The sequence below is a fragment of the Pseudomonas sp. QTF5 genome (genome assembly GCF_000512695.2).
Classification (GTDB): Bacteria; Pseudomonadota; Gammaproteobacteria; order Pseudomonadales; family Pseudomonadaceae; genus Aquipseudomonas.
Map to the genome: position 1 here is coordinate 15,881 of NZ_AZRW02000036.1, position 15,893 is coordinate 31,773.

The 15,893-nt window shown below is 59.9% G+C and carries 10 protein-coding genes; 2 read left to right on the top strand and 8 right to left on the bottom strand.

All coding sequences use genetic code 11. From position 1 onward, the window contains the following. Window positions 1–22 precede the first annotated feature (22 nt). Window positions 23–409, top strand: coding sequence for a hypothetical protein (locus IC37_RS22615; protein ID WP_051414794.1), 387 nt, complete (start codon window positions 23–25; stop codon window positions 407–409). Window positions 410–475: 66 nt separating this feature from the next. Here the strand turns inward: IC37_RS22615 and gbcB are convergent, their stop codons facing one another. Continuing rightward, complete coding sequence (gene gbcB, locus IC37_RS22620; RefSeq protein ID WP_030128546.1) at window positions 476–1,576, bottom strand: glycine-betaine demethylase subunit GbcB; 1,101 nt, start codon at window positions 1,574–1,576, stop codon at window positions 476–478. 282 nt (window positions 1,577–1,858) lie between these two features. On the opposite strand from gbcB, the gene gbcA reads away from it, so the two are divergent. Further along, window positions 1,859–3,154, top strand: a complete 1,296-nt coding sequence (gbcA, locus tag IC37_RS22630) for a glycine-betaine demethylase subunit GbcA (protein ID WP_030128547.1) — start codon at window positions 1,859–1,861, stop codon at window positions 3,152–3,154. Between the two features lie 127 nt (window positions 3,155–3,281). On the opposite strand, the gene IC37_RS22635 is transcribed toward gbcA, so the two are convergent. From IC37_RS22635 to dgcB, 7 genes are all read right to left on the bottom strand, one after another. Next, window positions 3,282–4,526: a metallophosphoesterase gene (locus IC37_RS22635; protein WP_030128548.1), complete on the bottom strand. Its 1,245-nt coding sequence runs from the start codon at window positions 4,524–4,526 to the stop codon at window positions 3,282–3,284. Between the two features lie 26 nt (window positions 4,527–4,552). Continuing rightward, complete coding sequence (locus tag IC37_RS22640; protein WP_030128549.1) at window positions 4,553–6,421, bottom strand: hypothetical protein; 1,869 nt, start codon at window positions 6,419–6,421, stop codon at window positions 4,553–4,555. 192 nt (window positions 6,422–6,613) lie between these two features. After that, complete coding sequence (locus IC37_RS22645) at window positions 6,614–10,066, bottom strand: alpha/beta fold hydrolase (RefSeq protein WP_030128550.1); 3,453 nt, start codon at window positions 10,064–10,066, stop codon at window positions 6,614–6,616. A gap of 1,146 nt (window positions 10,067–11,212) precedes the next feature. Next, entirely contained in the window at window positions 11,213–11,779 is a 567-nt protein-coding gene (locus IC37_RS22650; protein WP_030128551.1) for a GNAT family N-acetyltransferase, read from the bottom strand. 21 nt (window positions 11,780–11,800) lie between these two features. Next, window positions 11,801–12,571, bottom strand: coding sequence for an electron transfer flavoprotein subunit beta (locus IC37_RS22655; protein ID WP_030128552.1), 771 nt, complete (start codon window positions 12,569–12,571; stop codon window positions 11,801–11,803). Window positions 12,572–12,586: 15 nt separating this feature from the next. Next, window positions 12,587–13,807, bottom strand: coding sequence for an electron transfer flavoprotein subunit alpha/FixB family protein (locus IC37_RS22660; protein ID WP_030128553.1), 1,221 nt, complete (start codon window positions 13,805–13,807; stop codon window positions 12,587–12,589). Further along, window positions 13,807–15,756, bottom strand: a complete 1,950-nt coding sequence (gene dgcB / locus IC37_RS22665) for a dimethylglycine demethylation protein DgcB (protein WP_030128554.1) — start codon at window positions 15,754–15,756, stop codon at window positions 13,807–13,809. Before dgcB ends, IC37_RS22660 begins: the two co-directional genes overlap by 1 nt. Between the last annotated feature and the right edge of the window lie 137 nt (window positions 15,757–15,893).

Here is a 15,893-nt window from a genome sequence, read left to right on the forward strand (position 1 = left end):
AGTGGATCTACGAGAGAATCAAATGAGCCTTAGCATTGCAAAAGATATATTGATGATTACTGTCACCATTAGCTTCGCGGGACTCATAATAGTTAATGCAGTTTCGCTATACATCGCAAAAACAAAAATAGAAATTATATTAAACAGCCTTCAAAACAGCTCCATCGCCTCATCCCTGCTAATGCTATGGCACGGAGGTTTTTGGGGGCGAATATATATGATGGGAGAAGTTTTCGGCATTCTCAAAAGTCCCGCAATCTACATTTACCAAGGAAAGTTAAGTGCAAAAGATATCAAGAATTTCCCTCCCAACCTAAAACGCACACTACTTACACTACATAAATATCAGAAGATTTTCGGCTTTATATTCATGGACTTTGGCTTACTCGTCACATTTGAACTAATTTAAAAAGCAACTATTAACCCCCATTCGATCTCCCACGTGGGGAGATCGGCCCATGCCCGCAAACTGTACTCAGAATTCGATCCGCACATCCCCCTTCGGCACGCTGCAGCACGACAGGATGTAACCCTCGGCTTCGTCTTCTTCGGTAATCCCGCCGTTGTGTTCCATGTCGACTTCACCACCGAGTTTCATCACCTTGCAGGTCCCGCAGATCCCCATCCCACAGGCTTTCGGAATCAGCAAGCCAAGCTTGGCCGCCGCCGCATGCACAGTCTCGCCCGGGGCCACGCGAATGCTCTTGCCGGATGCGGTGAATTCCACCTGATGCAGGTCCGCCACGTCGATGTCCGGTGCGTCTGCTGCGATTTCGGCTTGCTCCACCGCATCGGCACGGGCTTCCGCTGGTGTCGCACCGAAGGATTCTTCGTGATAACGCGTCATGTCGAAGCCAGCCGCCTCGAGCATGCGCTTGACCGCGTTCATGTACGGGGTCGGGCCGCAGCAGAAGACTTCACGCTCAAGGAAGTCCGGCGCCATCAGTTCGAGCATCTTGTGGTTCAGGTACCCGCGATAACCGGCCCACGGCTCACCCAGACCATGTTTCTCACAGATCAGGTGCAAGCTGAAGTTGTCGATCCGCGACGCCATGTGTTCCAGCTCGCGGTGATAAATGATGTCTTTGGGCGAACGGGCGCTGTGGATAAACACCATGTCGACGTTGCCGTTAGTGTCGTAGAACCAGCGGGCCATGGACATGACCGGGGTGATGCCGACACCGCCGCTGAGGTAGAGCACTCTCGGCGCGGTGAAGTCCATGGCGTTGAACAGCCCGACCGGCCCGTGCACCGCCAGCTCCTGGCCTTCATGTAGAGTGTCGTGCAGCCAGTTGGACACCTTGCCACCGGGCACACGTTTGATGGTCACCGAAAAGCTGTACGGCACCGACGGTGAGCTGGAAATGGTGTAGGAGCGCATGATCGGCACGCCGTCGATCTCCAGCTCCAGGGTGACGAATTGCCCGGGTTTGAAAAAGAACAGAATCGGCTGGTCGGCCATGAAGCAGAAGGTACGCACATCCCAGGTTTCCTGGATGACTTTGACGCAACGGACAATATGTCGACCATTGGCCCAGGTCTGGGTGGTTACCGGGTTCAGGAAGCTGTTGGACATGCTGATCTCCACGGCCGACTGTCGGCCTTCATGTTGGCGATTCTGCGTATAGCGCAGCCCCTCCATTTACCTATCTGCGACATTCACATACTTATCGCGACCAGCCCCCAATTACCGGGGGTTGCGCGTCGGGAACAGATTGGGCCATGTCGCCCATGGATAAGGTTCCGGGCAACGGCGGCCCCACACTCGCCTCAACAGATAACTGCTGTTTTTTGTCTTGCGTCGCACAACCGTAGCCACTATTCGCCGGCCACACAGAATGGCCTTGAGGATTAAATGATGGACGTCACCACTACCCTGAGCCTGGGCGATCCGCTGGAACCCGCACGCAAGGCCACCGCGCAGATGCTGCAAGAGCGCGAGCGTACTTTTTCGCTGCCGCAGCCGTTTTACTCTGACGAGCGGCTGTTTGATATCGACATGCAGGAAATCTTTCAGAAAGAGTGGTTGATCGCCGGCATGACCTGCGAAATCCCGACAAAGGGCAACTACCTGACCCTGCAGGTCGGCAAAAACCCGATCATCGTGATCCGCGGCGCAGACGGCGTGGTCCATGCGTTCCACAACGTCTGCCGCCACCGTGGTTCACGGCTGTGCACCAGTGAAAAAGGCAAAGTCGCCAAACTGGTCTGCCACTACCACCAGTGGACGTATGAGCTGGACGGTCGCCTGCTGTTCGCCGGCACCGAAATGGGCGCCGACTTCGACATGAAGCAGTACGGCCTCAAACCGGTGAATGTGAAAACCGCTGGCGGTTACATCTTCATCAGCCTGTCGGAGAACCCGCCAGCCATTGATGACTTCCTGTCGACGCTGAACCATTACATGGAACCGTACGACATGGAGAACACCAAGGTGGCGATCCAGACCACCTTGTTCGAAAAAGCCAACTGGAAACTGGTGCTGGAAAACAACCGCGAGTGCTACCACTGCAACGCGTCGCACCCGGAACTGTTGAAAACCCTGCTGGAATGGGACGACGTCACCGACCCGCGTGCCGACCAGGCCTTCAAGGACCACGTCGCTGCTTCGGCCGCGGCCTGGGAAGCCGAGAAGATCCCTTACGCCCATGCCAGTTTCGGCCTGCGTAACCGCATCGTGCGCATGCCGCTGCTCAAGGGCACCGTGTCGATGACGATCGACGGCAAGCAAGGCTGCAAAAAACTCATGGGCCGGATCCAGAACCCGGACCTGGGTTCGATGCGCATCCTGCACCTGCCGCACTCGTGGAACCACTGCATGGGCGACCACATCATCGTGTTCACCGTGTGGCCGATCAGCGCTCAGGAAACCATGGTCACCACCAAGTGGATCGTCCACAAGGACGCGGTCGAAGGCGTGGACTACGACGTGGAGCGCATGCGCCAGGTCTGGGATGCGACCAACGATCAGGACCGTCGCCTGGCCGAAGAAAACCAGCGCGGGATCAACTCCACCGCGTACCAGCCAGGGCCTTACTCCAAGACCTATGAGTTCGGCGTGGTGAACTTTGTGGATTGGTACAGCGAGCGGTTGCTGAACAACCTTGGGGCCGAGCCTGCGCCGTATCTCAAAGGGGTGCCGGTACAAGGCTAAGATCAAGAGCTTCGCGAGCAAGCCCGCTCCCACATTGGTTCGGTGGCGTACACAAAATTTGTGAACGACTCGATCAACTAGATGTGGGAGCGGGCTTGCTCGCGAAAGCGGTCGCACATTCACCCAATCAACTCGAAGACCACCGCACCGACCCATCCTCCCCAATAAACTCCTCGACGATGTTCTCCCCCACCAGCCGCACCTTCACATAACCATTCAGCACCCGTAACGGGTACGCCTCATCCCGCGCATTTTTGGTTTCCGACCACAACACCCGCGCATGCCCGTCCAACTCGCTGGCATTGCCATAGGGAATCGCCCCGTGCCCGGCGCAACGCGCATGCAACCCGCCTTGAGCGGCGTAGCAGATACCGTTGTGCAAATGCCCCCAATACCAGTAATCCGGCTCGCGGCCCAAGGCATCGCAGACGGGTTGATACAGCGCGGTCTTGTTGTGCCCGGAAATGTCGAAGCCCTGGTGATGACTGAGCACCATGATCTTCTTGCGTTGGGGCAGGCTTTTCATCCAGTCGATCTGCGGTTGGTTCAGGGTGCCATCCATGTACAGGTTCATGGCGTCCGAGGCATACGCCGTGTCGAGGCCGATCACCAGCCAATCGTCGTTGTACAGCGCGAAGTAACTGGTGCCCTGCTGCGCCGGAAAACGCTTGGCCAGTTCCTTGAAATAGCCGTGGGCGCCGCTGTACATCTCGTGGTTGGAATTGAGAGTGAAAGAGCCTTGCGTGCCCATCGGCCAGCCGGCCATGTCCACGTCTTCCTGGGAATGGGTGCCGGCGTAATACACATCCCCCAGGTGAATGGTGAAATTGGCCCGGGCCAGTTGCATCTGATTCGCCACCGCCACCGCCGGGGCATGGCTGTCGAACGGTCCGGTGCCCCAGTCGCCGGCGATCGCCAGGGTCACGTTGCGATCCATTTTCACTAATGCCGGGTCAGTGGCGAACGGCGCGTGATGCCGCAGGTTTTCGATCCACTTGAGCAGCGCCTCGCTCCACAACAGATCCAGCAGCTCCCATTTGCGACAACCGAGCAGACTGCCGTCCTTCAGCACCCGGGTTTGTAGCTCGTCCACCGATTGCGGCAACGGGCTGGCATTGCCGATACGCAGGATCGACAAGCCATGGGCCAACTCCCACGGCACGCCCGGCTGATCGTCCGGCAAATCGCCGTGTTTGAGCACGTACTGCGCCTGATCGTGGCCGCGTTTGAGCAGCGCAATGATGGCTTCGAACTCCTGAGGTTCGAGCTCGCTGACGAGCTTCATCCAGGCCATTTCCACGCGCGTGAGCAAACCATGCAGCCGCACTTTGACCTTGTCGTACTCGTGTTCCCAATGACTGACCAATGACATGTCGTGTTCCTCCATCCGTAGTGGAATTACAGGGTTTTCATGAACTCGATGAGCGCCCGCTTATCGAGTTCCGACAGTTGGGTGCCGTACAGATGGCCGCCGTTGTGGTTGCCCTCCAGGCGAGTGTCGTATTTGAAGTCCGCCGAGGCCTTCATCTGCTGGCCACTGGTGACGAAGCCGACCTTGTCCTGGTCGTACACATCGGAGCCGGTAAAGAACACCAGCGGCCTCTTTTCCGGTGGCTGCAACAAATCCCACAGAGTCGGCACCGAACCGTTGTGCAAGTACGGCGCGCGCAACCAGACGCCGTCGGTGGGCGTGTTGCTGTAGCTCTGGGTCTTGCGATAGGCGCCAAAGTCGAACGGCGATTTCTTGAAGCCATGGAAAGCCGTCACCAAACCTGTGGTGAACGAGTTCAGCCGATGGGGATCGGTGCCCAGTTCATCAATGCTGGTGGTGACCTGACCGGTGTCGGTGCGGCCAAAATCGTGGCAACTGGCGCAGTTGTTTTCCCAGACCGGTTTACCCCGTGCGACTTTGGCCTGATCCAGCGCGAACGGCCATGCCGGCGCCTTGTGGCCCAGCAGCCAGTTGGTCACCCGGTTGAAGCTGGCCGGCAGCACCGACTCCGGTGTCGCGCCCACGGCCATGGCCGCCGCGTAGTTGCGCTCGTGGATGTCGTTGTTGTTGCCGTCCCAGTGCAGGTAAAGCGACTCCCGAGGTTTCTGGTTCCAGACTTGCGGCAAATCTACGGTGCCGATGGTCGAGTCATCCGGGAAGCCGAACACCACCATTTTCGTCGGGTTGAAGGTGTCGGTGCGTCCCGGCCCTTGCGGTGCGCGCAGGCGTTGCCAGGCATAGGCCTGCTTCTGCTTGACCAGCGCGCTCGTGGCCATCGGAATGATCACGTAGCGGTTGTACAAGCGCTCGAAAAACCCGAGCTGGAACTTACTGTTGATCGCCGTCATCACCGCGCCAGGGGTGAATGTCGGATCGCTGGCGCAATTGTAGGCGAACCACTGGAAGGCCTGCAGTTGCAGGGTATTGGCCGGCGCGGTGGCCACCGGGATGGCGACGTCGCTGGTATTGGCCCGGTAGGAACCGGTGTGACACAGGGCACAGTTGGGCTCCACGGTCGGGTAGCCGATCTGCCGCTTGGCCATGCCGATCGGCAGGTCCTTGCCGTTCTCGTAAAGAAAACCAAAGACTTCGTAGCCGCCGGGTTTCGGCAGTTTATCCGGGCACATCTGCGGCAATACGGCGAACAGGTAATAGGGAATCCGCGCCTCGATGCCCAGGCCGATGGCGCCGTATTTGTAGTGGTCCTCATCGGAGGCGTATTGCTCTGCCGGAACCACCCGCAGCATCTGGTACCAGGTTTCGTAGCCGATAAACCCCAACGCCAGTACCACGACCAGCGTGGCGACTTTGAAACTGTGCTGCTGCCAGCGTCGCGCCCACGCTGCGCGCCACTCATGCCAGCCGTCGCGAAGCAACGCCAAGGGCCGACTGGCCGGCGCGCTGCCCAGGTACAGCAGAATCCCGAGGATCAGGAACATGCTCAGATCGCCCAGCAGCATCGGCACGAATACCTGGGCCTGGTTGCTGGTGTTGATCAGGTAGATCCAGAACGCCACGGCGACCAATCGCGACAACACGCACAGCCACGAATGCACCACGTATTTGGGTGCGTTGAAGCCTGACGGCATGTAGAAGAGACTGATCCCCACCAGCAACATGCCGGCGTTTTCCAGCCACGGATCGGAGAGTTGCGGCGGCATCCCGAGCATCGAGGTCAGCAATGCCGGCGCAAACAGCGCCGGGATCGCGAAGACCATGTTCATCACAATGCCTAGCCAGATGAAGCGTTGAAACCAGCGGATGTAACTGTCCATGGCATCCCTTTCCTTGTAGTCACCAATCTCAAGTCAGCACACGGCTTTTGTGGCGAGGGAGCTTGCTCCCGCTCGGCTGCGAAGCAGTCGTAAAACCAGAAAGCGCGATGTATCTGATAGATCGCATCCTCAGGTTTTGGGGCTGCTATGCAGCCCAGCGGGAGCAAGCTCCCTCGCCACAGGTAAGCAGTACTAGCCGAGGGCCGTTTTCTCCAGGTGTTGCAGGATGATCGGGTACACATCGAGCACCGCATTCTTGCCGAACATGCAGTCGATATGTCCGTAACCCGGTACCACATGCCGGCTATAGCGCTCCGGTCCATGGACTTTGCACACGCGCTCATAGGTCTTGAGCGTGCTTTCGGGCAGGTAGCATTGGTTGTCTTCGCCGCTGATGAAGCAGATCGGCATGGTCAGCCGGTCGAAGTGCGGCATGTAGACGTCCTGGCCCTTGAAGTCCACCAGATGGCCTTTGCGCAGAATCAACGCCAAGTGCTCGAAGGTCTGCATGTTCGACTCGCCGAACAGCTCGTGCAGGTTGTCGTGCAGGGTTTCGTTGAGGGTGTCGTGGCGGTACAGCGACGCATACATGAAGGTGATGCGATGGCAAACCGGGTTGGTGCAGTAGCCCTGAGCCTCGATGCGGGCGTAGCCGTTGAGGGCCTTGTCGTAGAGTTTGTTGAACCAGCTCTCTTTGTTATCGGCATAGGCTGTGAGGGATTTGATACCGATGGCGTCGAGCATCCCTGGCAAATGCAGGCCGGCCTTGAGCCCGGTTGCCGTGGCGACCACCGTATCCGCCGCGATCTGCGAACACACCACCGAACGCACGCCCTGCAACCCGGCCAACAACGACATGAAGAAAGTCGTCGCGCCGTAGCAATGCACCACGCATTGCACGTCCGCGGCCTTGGTTGCTTGCTGGATCTGCGCGATGGCAGCCTTGAAGTCGTACTGCGCAATCTGATCGCCGTTCCATTCCTTCTTGCTCGCGGGCAACAGAATGCTCACCCGCAAATCCAGGAGCCAGACGTCGTACTCGTGCTTGCACAAGTACTCCAGCAGGTTGGTCTGGATGGTGTCGGTGGAGAAAATATTCGAGCCCACTCCCAAGCCATGCACCAGCATCACCGGCCCTTTGCTGCCGCCCTGATAGCGGGTCAGGCGTAGCTGGACGCTGTCTTCGGTCTGGAAGAACTGCACGCTCGGAATCGGCGCATCCAATGGGCGTTTCTGCCGCGGCGGTGCATCAGGGTTGAAGTAGATATCGCCGGCGAACACGCCGCCGTAGCTCTCCCACAAGATGCCAGCGAAGAACTTGCCGAACCGCGCCAGCCCTTCGACGCGCTCACGTTCGTTGCGTGCGTTGAGCACCTTCATGGTGGTCATCTGCTTGGCGAAATCGGCTGGATGGATGTGCATCACCCCCGAGCCGATCACCTCGCCGGTCTTGTCCGACCCACGATACAGCGTCACGTAAAGAGTGCTGGTGTCGTGCCAGACGTTCAGCACGCCGTTGTCTTCGGGCACGGTCTTGAACGCGCTGAAGTAATAATCGCTGCCGTCCTCGGCGGTCAGTTTCATGTCGTACTTCATGTGCCGCACGCCGACCTGTTCCTGATACTCCTCGAACAGGTTGAACACGCCATTGCTGGCGGTCAGCGGTTCCGGCGACAGGCCGGGCGCATCGAGTGTGCCGACCAGCGTCGCGGCGTGTTGCGGCTCCTTGATCATGCGGTTGAGGTCGTTGGCGGTGATGGTCAGGGTGAACTCGATCGGCGAGTTCTCCGACTCGCCGCGTTTAGCCGCCGCCTCGTAGAGTTTGAGATCGGTGCCCTGAGGCTGGGTGAAGTCTTTGGAGAAATAGCCCTTCATGGTTTCGGTGAACTGCACGCCGAGGGTGGGCGGCGCCACTGCTTTGCGCGGCGCCGAGGGCAGCGTGTAATCGATGTGCCAACCGCGATCGGCGGCCAGCAGGCCCATGTTGCGCTCGCTCACGGCGGAGATGGTCAGCAGCGGATTGACCGCCAGAGAGGTCGGAATCACCGCGCCGTCGGTCACGTACAGTCCGGCATAAACATCGGTGCCACTGGCGCTGCTGAATACCTGACCCTTGTGGTTGACCACGCCTTGCACCGCGTCCTCGCCCATCACGCAACCGCCCAACGGGTGAACGGACACGATGCTGTGTTTGAGCAACTCGGTCCAGATCGGGTTCTCGACCCAGATCCCGCCCAATGCCTTGGTGCTCTGGTGTAGTCGCTCGTTACCGAGTTTGACGTTTTCCTGCTCGCCAACACCCGGCCAGTCAATGCGCAGCTGATCCTTGCTGTCGAGCACCATGCGCCCCTTGCCGTCGTCGTGGCTCATGATCAGGTAGGTCTGCATGTTATGCAGGGCACCGTGATACGGGCCGCGCAGGAAGCTTTCGGATTCGCGCGCCGCGTACTTGAGCTTGCCGCTGAAACTGTCATCGGTGGGCTTGCCGATCAACCCGGCGAATGCGGCCATACTCGGCACCATGGGCCGGCCGAGAGCACCGGGAATCGAGCCTTCTTCGATGACCATGCGGCTGCGCCAGTCGCCTTCGGTGCGCATGTCGATGATCGAGGTGATGCACGGGCCGACCGGTTTCATTTCATTGGCCGGATGCGCGCCGAAACCGATGCCGTTGATCGCTTGGTCGCAGTTGTGGCCGAAACCGAGAATGTCACCGTTGCCGCTCATGTTTTCGCCGAGCTGATTGGACGTCGACAGGCCTTTGTCCCGGGAGCGCAGGAGTATTTCCGTGGAGCCCAGGGTGCCAGCCGACACCACGACAATGTCAGCCTTGACGAACAGCGTCGGTGCCGAGAATTTCTCGCGGCCGCTGTCCAGATACTGAAAGTGCACGATCCAGCCATCGCCGTCGCGCTCCAGATGCCGCACCTCGGCCTGGCAGAAAATCTCAGCGCCGTGGTTCCAGGCATCCGGCAGGTAATTCATCAGCGTGGTGTTCTTGGCCTTGTTGTTACAGCCCGACACGCAGTCGCCGCAGTGGTTGCACGGTAACTGCTCGACACCGACGTGGTTGAGGTTGTTCGGCAGTTTGTCGAAGGTCACGTTGATCGGCGGCTTGTAGAAATGCGCGCCCTGCTTCAGGTAATCAGCGGATTTTTTGTTGGCGTCGAGTTTGGGCAGGTTCGGTGCGGTGCTCGGGTACGGATTGGGCTTGAGCATCTCCCGAGCCCGGGCGTAACCCTCCTTGAGCAGCGTGTCGCGGTGTTCACGCACCGCCAGCGGCCAGCGCGGATCGTCGAACACGCCGGGTTCCGGTTCCAGCGCAACGTTGGCGTTGATCAGCGACGTGCCGCCCAGACCGCAACCGACCACGACGTTCTGCTGGGCATTGACGTGCAGGTCGAACAGCCCGGTGCGCGAACCGATGTGCCCGTCGGGGTCATGGACTTGCAGTTCTTCAGTGGCCGCCAGCATCGTATTCGGGTATTCGCCGGGCTGGATTTCCCGGCCTCGCTCCAGCAGGCATACGCGCTTGCCGGCCCGGGCCAGACGCGACGCCGCGATCCCGCCGCCGTAGCCAGAGCCGATGACGATCACGTCGTAATGTTCCTTGATGTCGCTGATGGGCGTGGCGATCCGTGTCATGGGTCATTTCCTCTCAGGCAGATGGGCAACTCTGTGGTTGCCTGCAATCGATAGACGAACAAACGCCTGGTCACCGGGCACGGTCGGGCCTCAATGGCAGCTGCGTCAGGGTATGGGGAAAGGCTTCAGGCGCTATAGGCGAGCGCGCTGATTGGTGGCGCGACGGTGAATCCGTTTACGCAGCGAGGTGGCGGGTGTCGGTACACAGGTCGCGCAGGGGCTGAGGGGCAAATGTGGCTGCGAGCGATGTGGCTGGCTATCCATCACGCGTTCTCCCTGAACCAGATGTGGATAAGTGACGGCTGTCCTTGTGACCTGAGAGTGAAGACAGGCGACAGATCGAAGTCAAGGAAGTGCCTTAGAACTGTATGAAATCTGATCTATCGCGTTCCAGCCTATACGGAACGTGGCTTGCAGGGTTCAACGAACAAGTTATCCACATCTTCACCCACAGCTAATGGGGACAACTGTGGATGACGGACCAAATTTATTTAACAAAAAGCGAAGAAAAACCGTGACTTATCGGGAAGCAGGGTTTTATGCAGGCATTGATCGTTTTTTGATCAAGCCTCTACAGGGCACGGTTTATATGACGTGTAGAGGATGGCGAACACCTTATCCACAGAAGCGCCAACAGACTTTGGGGGCAACTTTGCAGGCTCTGTGGAAAACCGCTGAAAGCCGCGAAAATTCAGGGTTTGCAGAAGGATCAGGTTAGAAAAGGGTCAATTGAACATTATTTGATCAACTCACTGAAAGCCACGGTTTATATAGCCTGTAGCGGACAGCGAACATCTTATCCACAGAAGCGCCAACAGAGATTGGGGGCAAGTATCGGCTGGCGAGCAGAGTTGTTCTGTGGAAAAAGCTTGAAAAAACCGTGGCTTAGGCTGGTTGTTTTTTGTACGGAGGGCTGGAAGGCTTGATGGGTATGGGGTGTAGCGAGGCGCGAACATGTTATCCACAGAAGCGCTAACAGGGATTGTGGGTAACCCCGATGGATTGTTGGTGTGCTCAATCTGTGATCGACATTGAACCCGTGTGGGAGCGCGCTTGCTCGCGAAGGCTGACTGACATTCAACATCGATGTCGACTGACCCGCCCCTTTCGCGAGCAAGCCCGCTCCCACACGAACAGGGCTCAGCCTTAAGGCCGATACATCAAATAGGCTTCCCCCGTGACCCGAATCATTGGGTGGGGCGTGATCTGGCAGGTATCGACGATCCGGAAGCCATGGCGCTCATAAAACCGCCGGGCGCCGGTGTTCACCGCGTAGTCGATCAGGCTCAAGCCGTTGAGCCCCAACCGGTTGGCACGGTCGTAGGCATAGGCGAGGAATTGTTTGCCCAAACCCTGATTGCGCCAGCCCTCATGCAGGGCCAGGCTCGAAATATAAAGGGTGTCGGGGATTTCCATCGTGGCATACGGCGCCAGGACCGGATCGGTCACGGGAGCGGCCTGAGGATCGTGGCGCATCGCGTAGCTGTGCAGCATGCCGATGACCTTTCCCTCGGCCTGCGCGATCAGGCAGTTCTGATAGGAGAAATCGACGTCTTCACGAGCGTAACGACTGGCCCCCACCTCCAGCAGGTCCTGGCCGGGCTGCGCCAGTTGGCTCCAGATGTAATCCGCCGCACCTTCTGATGAAATCTGAAACAAGCGAGCAATCTCCCGCGCATCCGCGCGCAGGGCCGAACGAAACTCAACTGCCATTTACCGGGCTCCACAGGACCGTTAGCGAACCACACCTTCTTCGATCAGCAACTTGAGAATGGCTTCGGCGCCCGCCTGCGCGGTGACGCCCTTGAGCACTTGCCCGCCTCCGCCACTGGCCTTGGCTGTCGCGGCCTTCATGCGGTCTGCACCGCTCTTGGCCTTGATCACTTTCAAGCGCTTTGGCCGTGGCTTGGCCGGTTGCAGTGTGGCCACCGCCAGCAGTTCATCGTCGATCACTTCGACTTCATCCGCCTGCAACACCCCGCGTCGTGCCGGACCGTAGGCGCTCTGTCGAGGCTTGGGCGCTGCGTTATCCACCGTCGCCAGAAACGGCAGGCGCACTTTCAAGCGCCGACGCTGCCCACGAGGCAAGGCCTGCAGCACCAGCGCCGAACCACCGTCGATGGATTCGACCTGCGCCAAACCCACCACCAGCGGCCAGCCAAGGCTTTCCGCCAACAGGAACGGCAACATGCCCGAGCCTTCACCGGTTTCCGCCTGGCTGCCGGTCAGCACTACCTGCGCCCCGGCATCGCGCAAATACGCAGTCAACGCTGGCAATGCATCGGCGCCTTCCGGTTGCTCCAGCACATGCAGCTGCTCCAGGCCCATGCCCAGATAAGCGCGCAGTGCCGGTTCCGCGACGTCGCCGGCATGCAGCACTTGCAGGTTATCCCCAGCCAGTTGCAAACCCAGTTCAACCGCCCGCGCATCCTGCTCGGCGCGGCGTGGCCGGCCGGAGGTCGGGTGGGCGCCGATGGACACCAGGCTGATGATTTTCGTGCTCATAACCCTTTCCTTTCCTTAAGCCGCATCGCGCTTGGCTTCATTGCGGTAAGCCTCTACCGCATCGATCAAGGCTTGAAGAATCTCGGCGCTCTCACCGATCACCGACAGGTCGGCCCGTTTGATCATGTCGCAACCCGGATCGAGGTTGATCGCCACCACCTTGTCGCAGGCACCGATGCCTTGCAGGTGCTGGATCGCCCCGGAAATGCCCACTGCCACGTAAACCCGTGCCGTGACCCACGTGCCGGACGCACCGACCTGACGGTCGCGGGCCATGAAGCCGTCGTCCACCGCCACTCGCGATGCACCTTCGGTCGCGCCCAATGCCTCGGCCGTCCTGTGGAAAAGTCCCCAGTCCTTGACCCCGTTGCCGCCGGAGAAGATGAACTCCGCTTCGGCCATCGGAATCGCCGCCGGGTCCACCGCCACGGCGCCCAGATCTTCGATCCGCGACAGGCTGCGTGCGACCGCTGTGGATAACTCTACCGGCAAGGCCTCATGACGGGTTTCGCTGACCGGTTCGGCGCATTCGGCAGCAGCCAGAATCAAGCGGGCGACCGGACGTGCAAGGTCCTGCAAACCAGCACCGGCGCGGCCGATGCACTCCTGATCCTTGACCTGCCAGACCCGCGTGGCCGGGCGCTCGCCCAGTGCGGCGGCAAAGCGCCGACCGAGTTCGCCACCACCGCTGCGACTGTCCGGCAGCAACCAGTGACGCGGGCTGTACTGGTTATCCACAGCCCGCAGGCCCTGGACGCGTTGTTCCGGTGCATAACCGCTGAATTCGTCGCCCTCAAGCACCAGCAAGCGATCCACGCCAGCCGTAGCGAAAGCGTTTTCCTTGTGCTCACCGAAGACCACGGCCAATACCGCGCCGTCTTTGCCGGCCAACTGATGAGCCAAGCCGAGCAAGTCGCGGTCGTGGCTGCTCAAGCGGCCGCCGACCATGTCCGGCACCACGCTGATGTAGAACGCAGGTGCAGCCACTTGATGCAGCGGCAATTGCGCTTCAACCGCGGCCGAGCGTTTAGTCGCCCCGCCCTGCTGAGCGCCGCTGCGGTCAATCCGTTTGATGCCGTTGGGGCCGATAAAACCGATCCCGTGAGGATTCTTGCGGATGAGACCGTTAGGCCCCATCCAGCTGTGTTGCGCCGGTTGCATGGCCGCGTGCAGCGGGTGCAGACGGTTGCGGGCGATCCATTCGGCGCGTGGGTCGCGGCGGATAATGTCGCTCATTAATGCACCTCCGCAGGTTCACGTTTGGCCGGTGCCGATGGCTTTCCCGGCGTTGCGTCTTCGAGCAACGCATCGGCTACCAGTTCGGCGATGTCCTTGATCATCGGACGCGGTTCGACCACGCCTTCGAGCATCGCAGTGCACTGTGGACAACCCACGGCCACCAGCTCGGCGCCAGTTTCGCGGATGTCTTCCATGCGCATGTCGGGGATCCGCTGCTTGCCCGGAATGTCGGTGATCGGTGCACCGCCACCGCCGCCGCAGCAGCGCGAGCGGAAGCCGGAGCGTTGCATTTCCTTGATCTCGATGCCCAGGGCGCGCAGCACTTCACGCGGCGCCTCGTATTCGCCGTTGTAGCGGCCGAGGTAGCACGGGTCGTGATAAGTCACGCTGCTGCCTTTGTGCTGGCCGAGGTTCAGGGCGCCTTCGCCAATGATCTCCGCCATGTAGGTGCTGTGGTGCTGAACGAGGTAGTTGCCGTCGAAGGCGCCGTACTCGTTTTTCAGCACGTGGAAACTGTGCGGGTCGCAGGTGACGATGCGGTTGAAGCTGTACTTGGCCAGGGTCTGGATGTTGCGTTTGGCCAACAGCTGGAAGGTCGCTTCGTCGCCCAAGCGTCGTGCCACGTCACCGCTGTCACGCTCTTCAAGCCCCAGCACCGCGAAGTCGACCTTGGCCGCTTTCAGTACTTTGACGAAGGCACGCAGGGTGCGCTGGTTGCGCATGTCGAAGGCACCGTCGCCGACCCAGAACAGCACGTCGGTGGATTTCTTCTCGCTGAGCAGGTTCAGGTTCAAATCCGCCGCCCAGTTCATCCGCCCGCCCGGCGCGAAGCCGCCAGGGTTATCGGTGGCGATCAGGTTTTCCAGGACTTCGGCACCCTTGTTCGGGGTCGCGCCTTTTTCCAGAGTCAGATGGCGACGCATGTCGACGATGGCGTCGACGTGCTCGATCATCATCGGGCATTCCTCGACGCAGGCACGGCAAGTGGTGCAGGACCACAGGGTTTCAGCGTCCACCAGACCGTTGACGATCGGTTGATGCGGATTGCCGGCGTGTTCGCCGATGGCTTTGCCTGGATACGGGCTGCCAGCGAACTTGGCGTCAGTACCGCCAGCCAGGCCAACGACCATGTCTTGAATCAGTTTCTTCGGGTTCAGCGGCTGGCCGGCGGCGAATGCCGGGCACGCGGCTTCGCATTTACCGCACTGCACGCAGGCGTCGAAACCGAGCAGTTGGTTCCAGGTGAAATCCTTGGGTTTTTCCACGCCCAGCGGCGCGTTCGGGTCATTCAGATCCAACGGCTTCAAACCGGTGGAACGACCGCCCCCAAAACGTTCGGCGCGACGGTGCCAGGCCAGGTGCAAGGCACCGGCGAAGGCGTGCTTCATCGGTCCGCCCCAGGTCATGCCGAAGAACAGTTCGCTAACGCCCCACAGCACACCGACGCCGAGGATCGCAGCCACCACCCAGCCACCGAAGTTTTCCGGAAGGATGCCGGCGACCGGCAAGGTCAGCAGGAAGAACGACGCCGAGAACGCCAACAGGCTTTTCGGCAGGCGCATCCACGGGCCTTTGGACAAGCGGGCCGGTGGGTTGCGACGGCGCAGGAACATAAAGATCGCGCCGACAAACATCACCGCCGACATCAGCAGCAGTGCATAACCGAGGATGCGGTTATGCAGGCCAAAGCCATGCACCAGAATCGCCAGCAGAATCGACGCCACTGCACCACCGGCCGTGGCGACGTGGGTGTTGGCGATGTATTTGTCCCGCGCGACGACGTGGTGCAAATCGACCATGTAGCGTTTGGGCATGGCGAACAGGCCGCCGATCAGGTCGACTTTCGAAGCCCGGCCCTGACGCCACATAGCCACCCGCCGCAACGCGCCCAGGACAGCCAGGCCCAGGGCAGCGAACAACAGGATTGGAAGAAGGGTGTTCAACATGTGGAGCTCCCAAAGACCGCAGGGTCTTGCAGGTCGAGATGCCTTACTCGGTTCCTGTGGGAGCGGGCTTGCCCGCGATTGCATTTTGTCAGTCACATCTACATTGACTGACCCACCGCTATCGCGGGCAAGCCCGC

Bases quoted from the DNA above. Each gene is read 5' to 3' on its own strand.
- IC37_RS22650 (WP_030128551.1), bottom strand. From the start codon at position 11,779: ATGGCAGTTGAGTTTCGTTCGGCCCTGCGCGCGGATGCGCGGGAGATT.
- IC37_RS22660 (WP_030128553.1), bottom strand. From the start codon at position 13,807: ATGAGCGACATTATCCGCCGCGACCCACGCGCCGAATGGATCGCCCGC.
- dgcB (WP_030128554.1), bottom strand. From the start codon at position 15,756: ATGTTGAACACCCTTCTTCCAATCCTGTTGTTCGCTGCCCTGGGCCTG.
- IC37_RS22635 (WP_030128548.1), bottom strand. From the start codon at position 4,526: ATGTCATTGGTCAGTCATTGGGAACACGAGTACGACAAGGTCAAAGTG.
- IC37_RS22615 (WP_051414794.1), top strand. From the start codon at position 23: ATGAGCCTTAGCATTGCAAAAGATATATTGATGATTACTGTCACCATT.
- IC37_RS22645 (WP_030128550.1), bottom strand. From the start codon at position 10,066: ATGACACGGATCGCCACGCCCATCAGCGACATCAAGGAACATTACGAC.
- gbcA (WP_030128547.1), top strand. From the start codon at position 1,859: ATGGACGTCACCACTACCCTGAGCCTGGGCGATCCGCTGGAACCCGCA.
- IC37_RS22655 (WP_030128552.1), bottom strand. From the start codon at position 12,571: ATGAGCACGAAAATCATCAGCCTGGTGTCCATCGGCGCCCACCCGACC.
- IC37_RS22640 (WP_030128549.1), bottom strand. From the start codon at position 6,421: ATGGACAGTTACATCCGCTGGTTTCAACGCTTCATCTGGCTAGGCATT.
- gbcB (WP_030128546.1), bottom strand. From the start codon at position 1,576: ATGTCCAACAGCTTCCTGAACCCGGTAACCACCCAGACCTGGGCCAAT.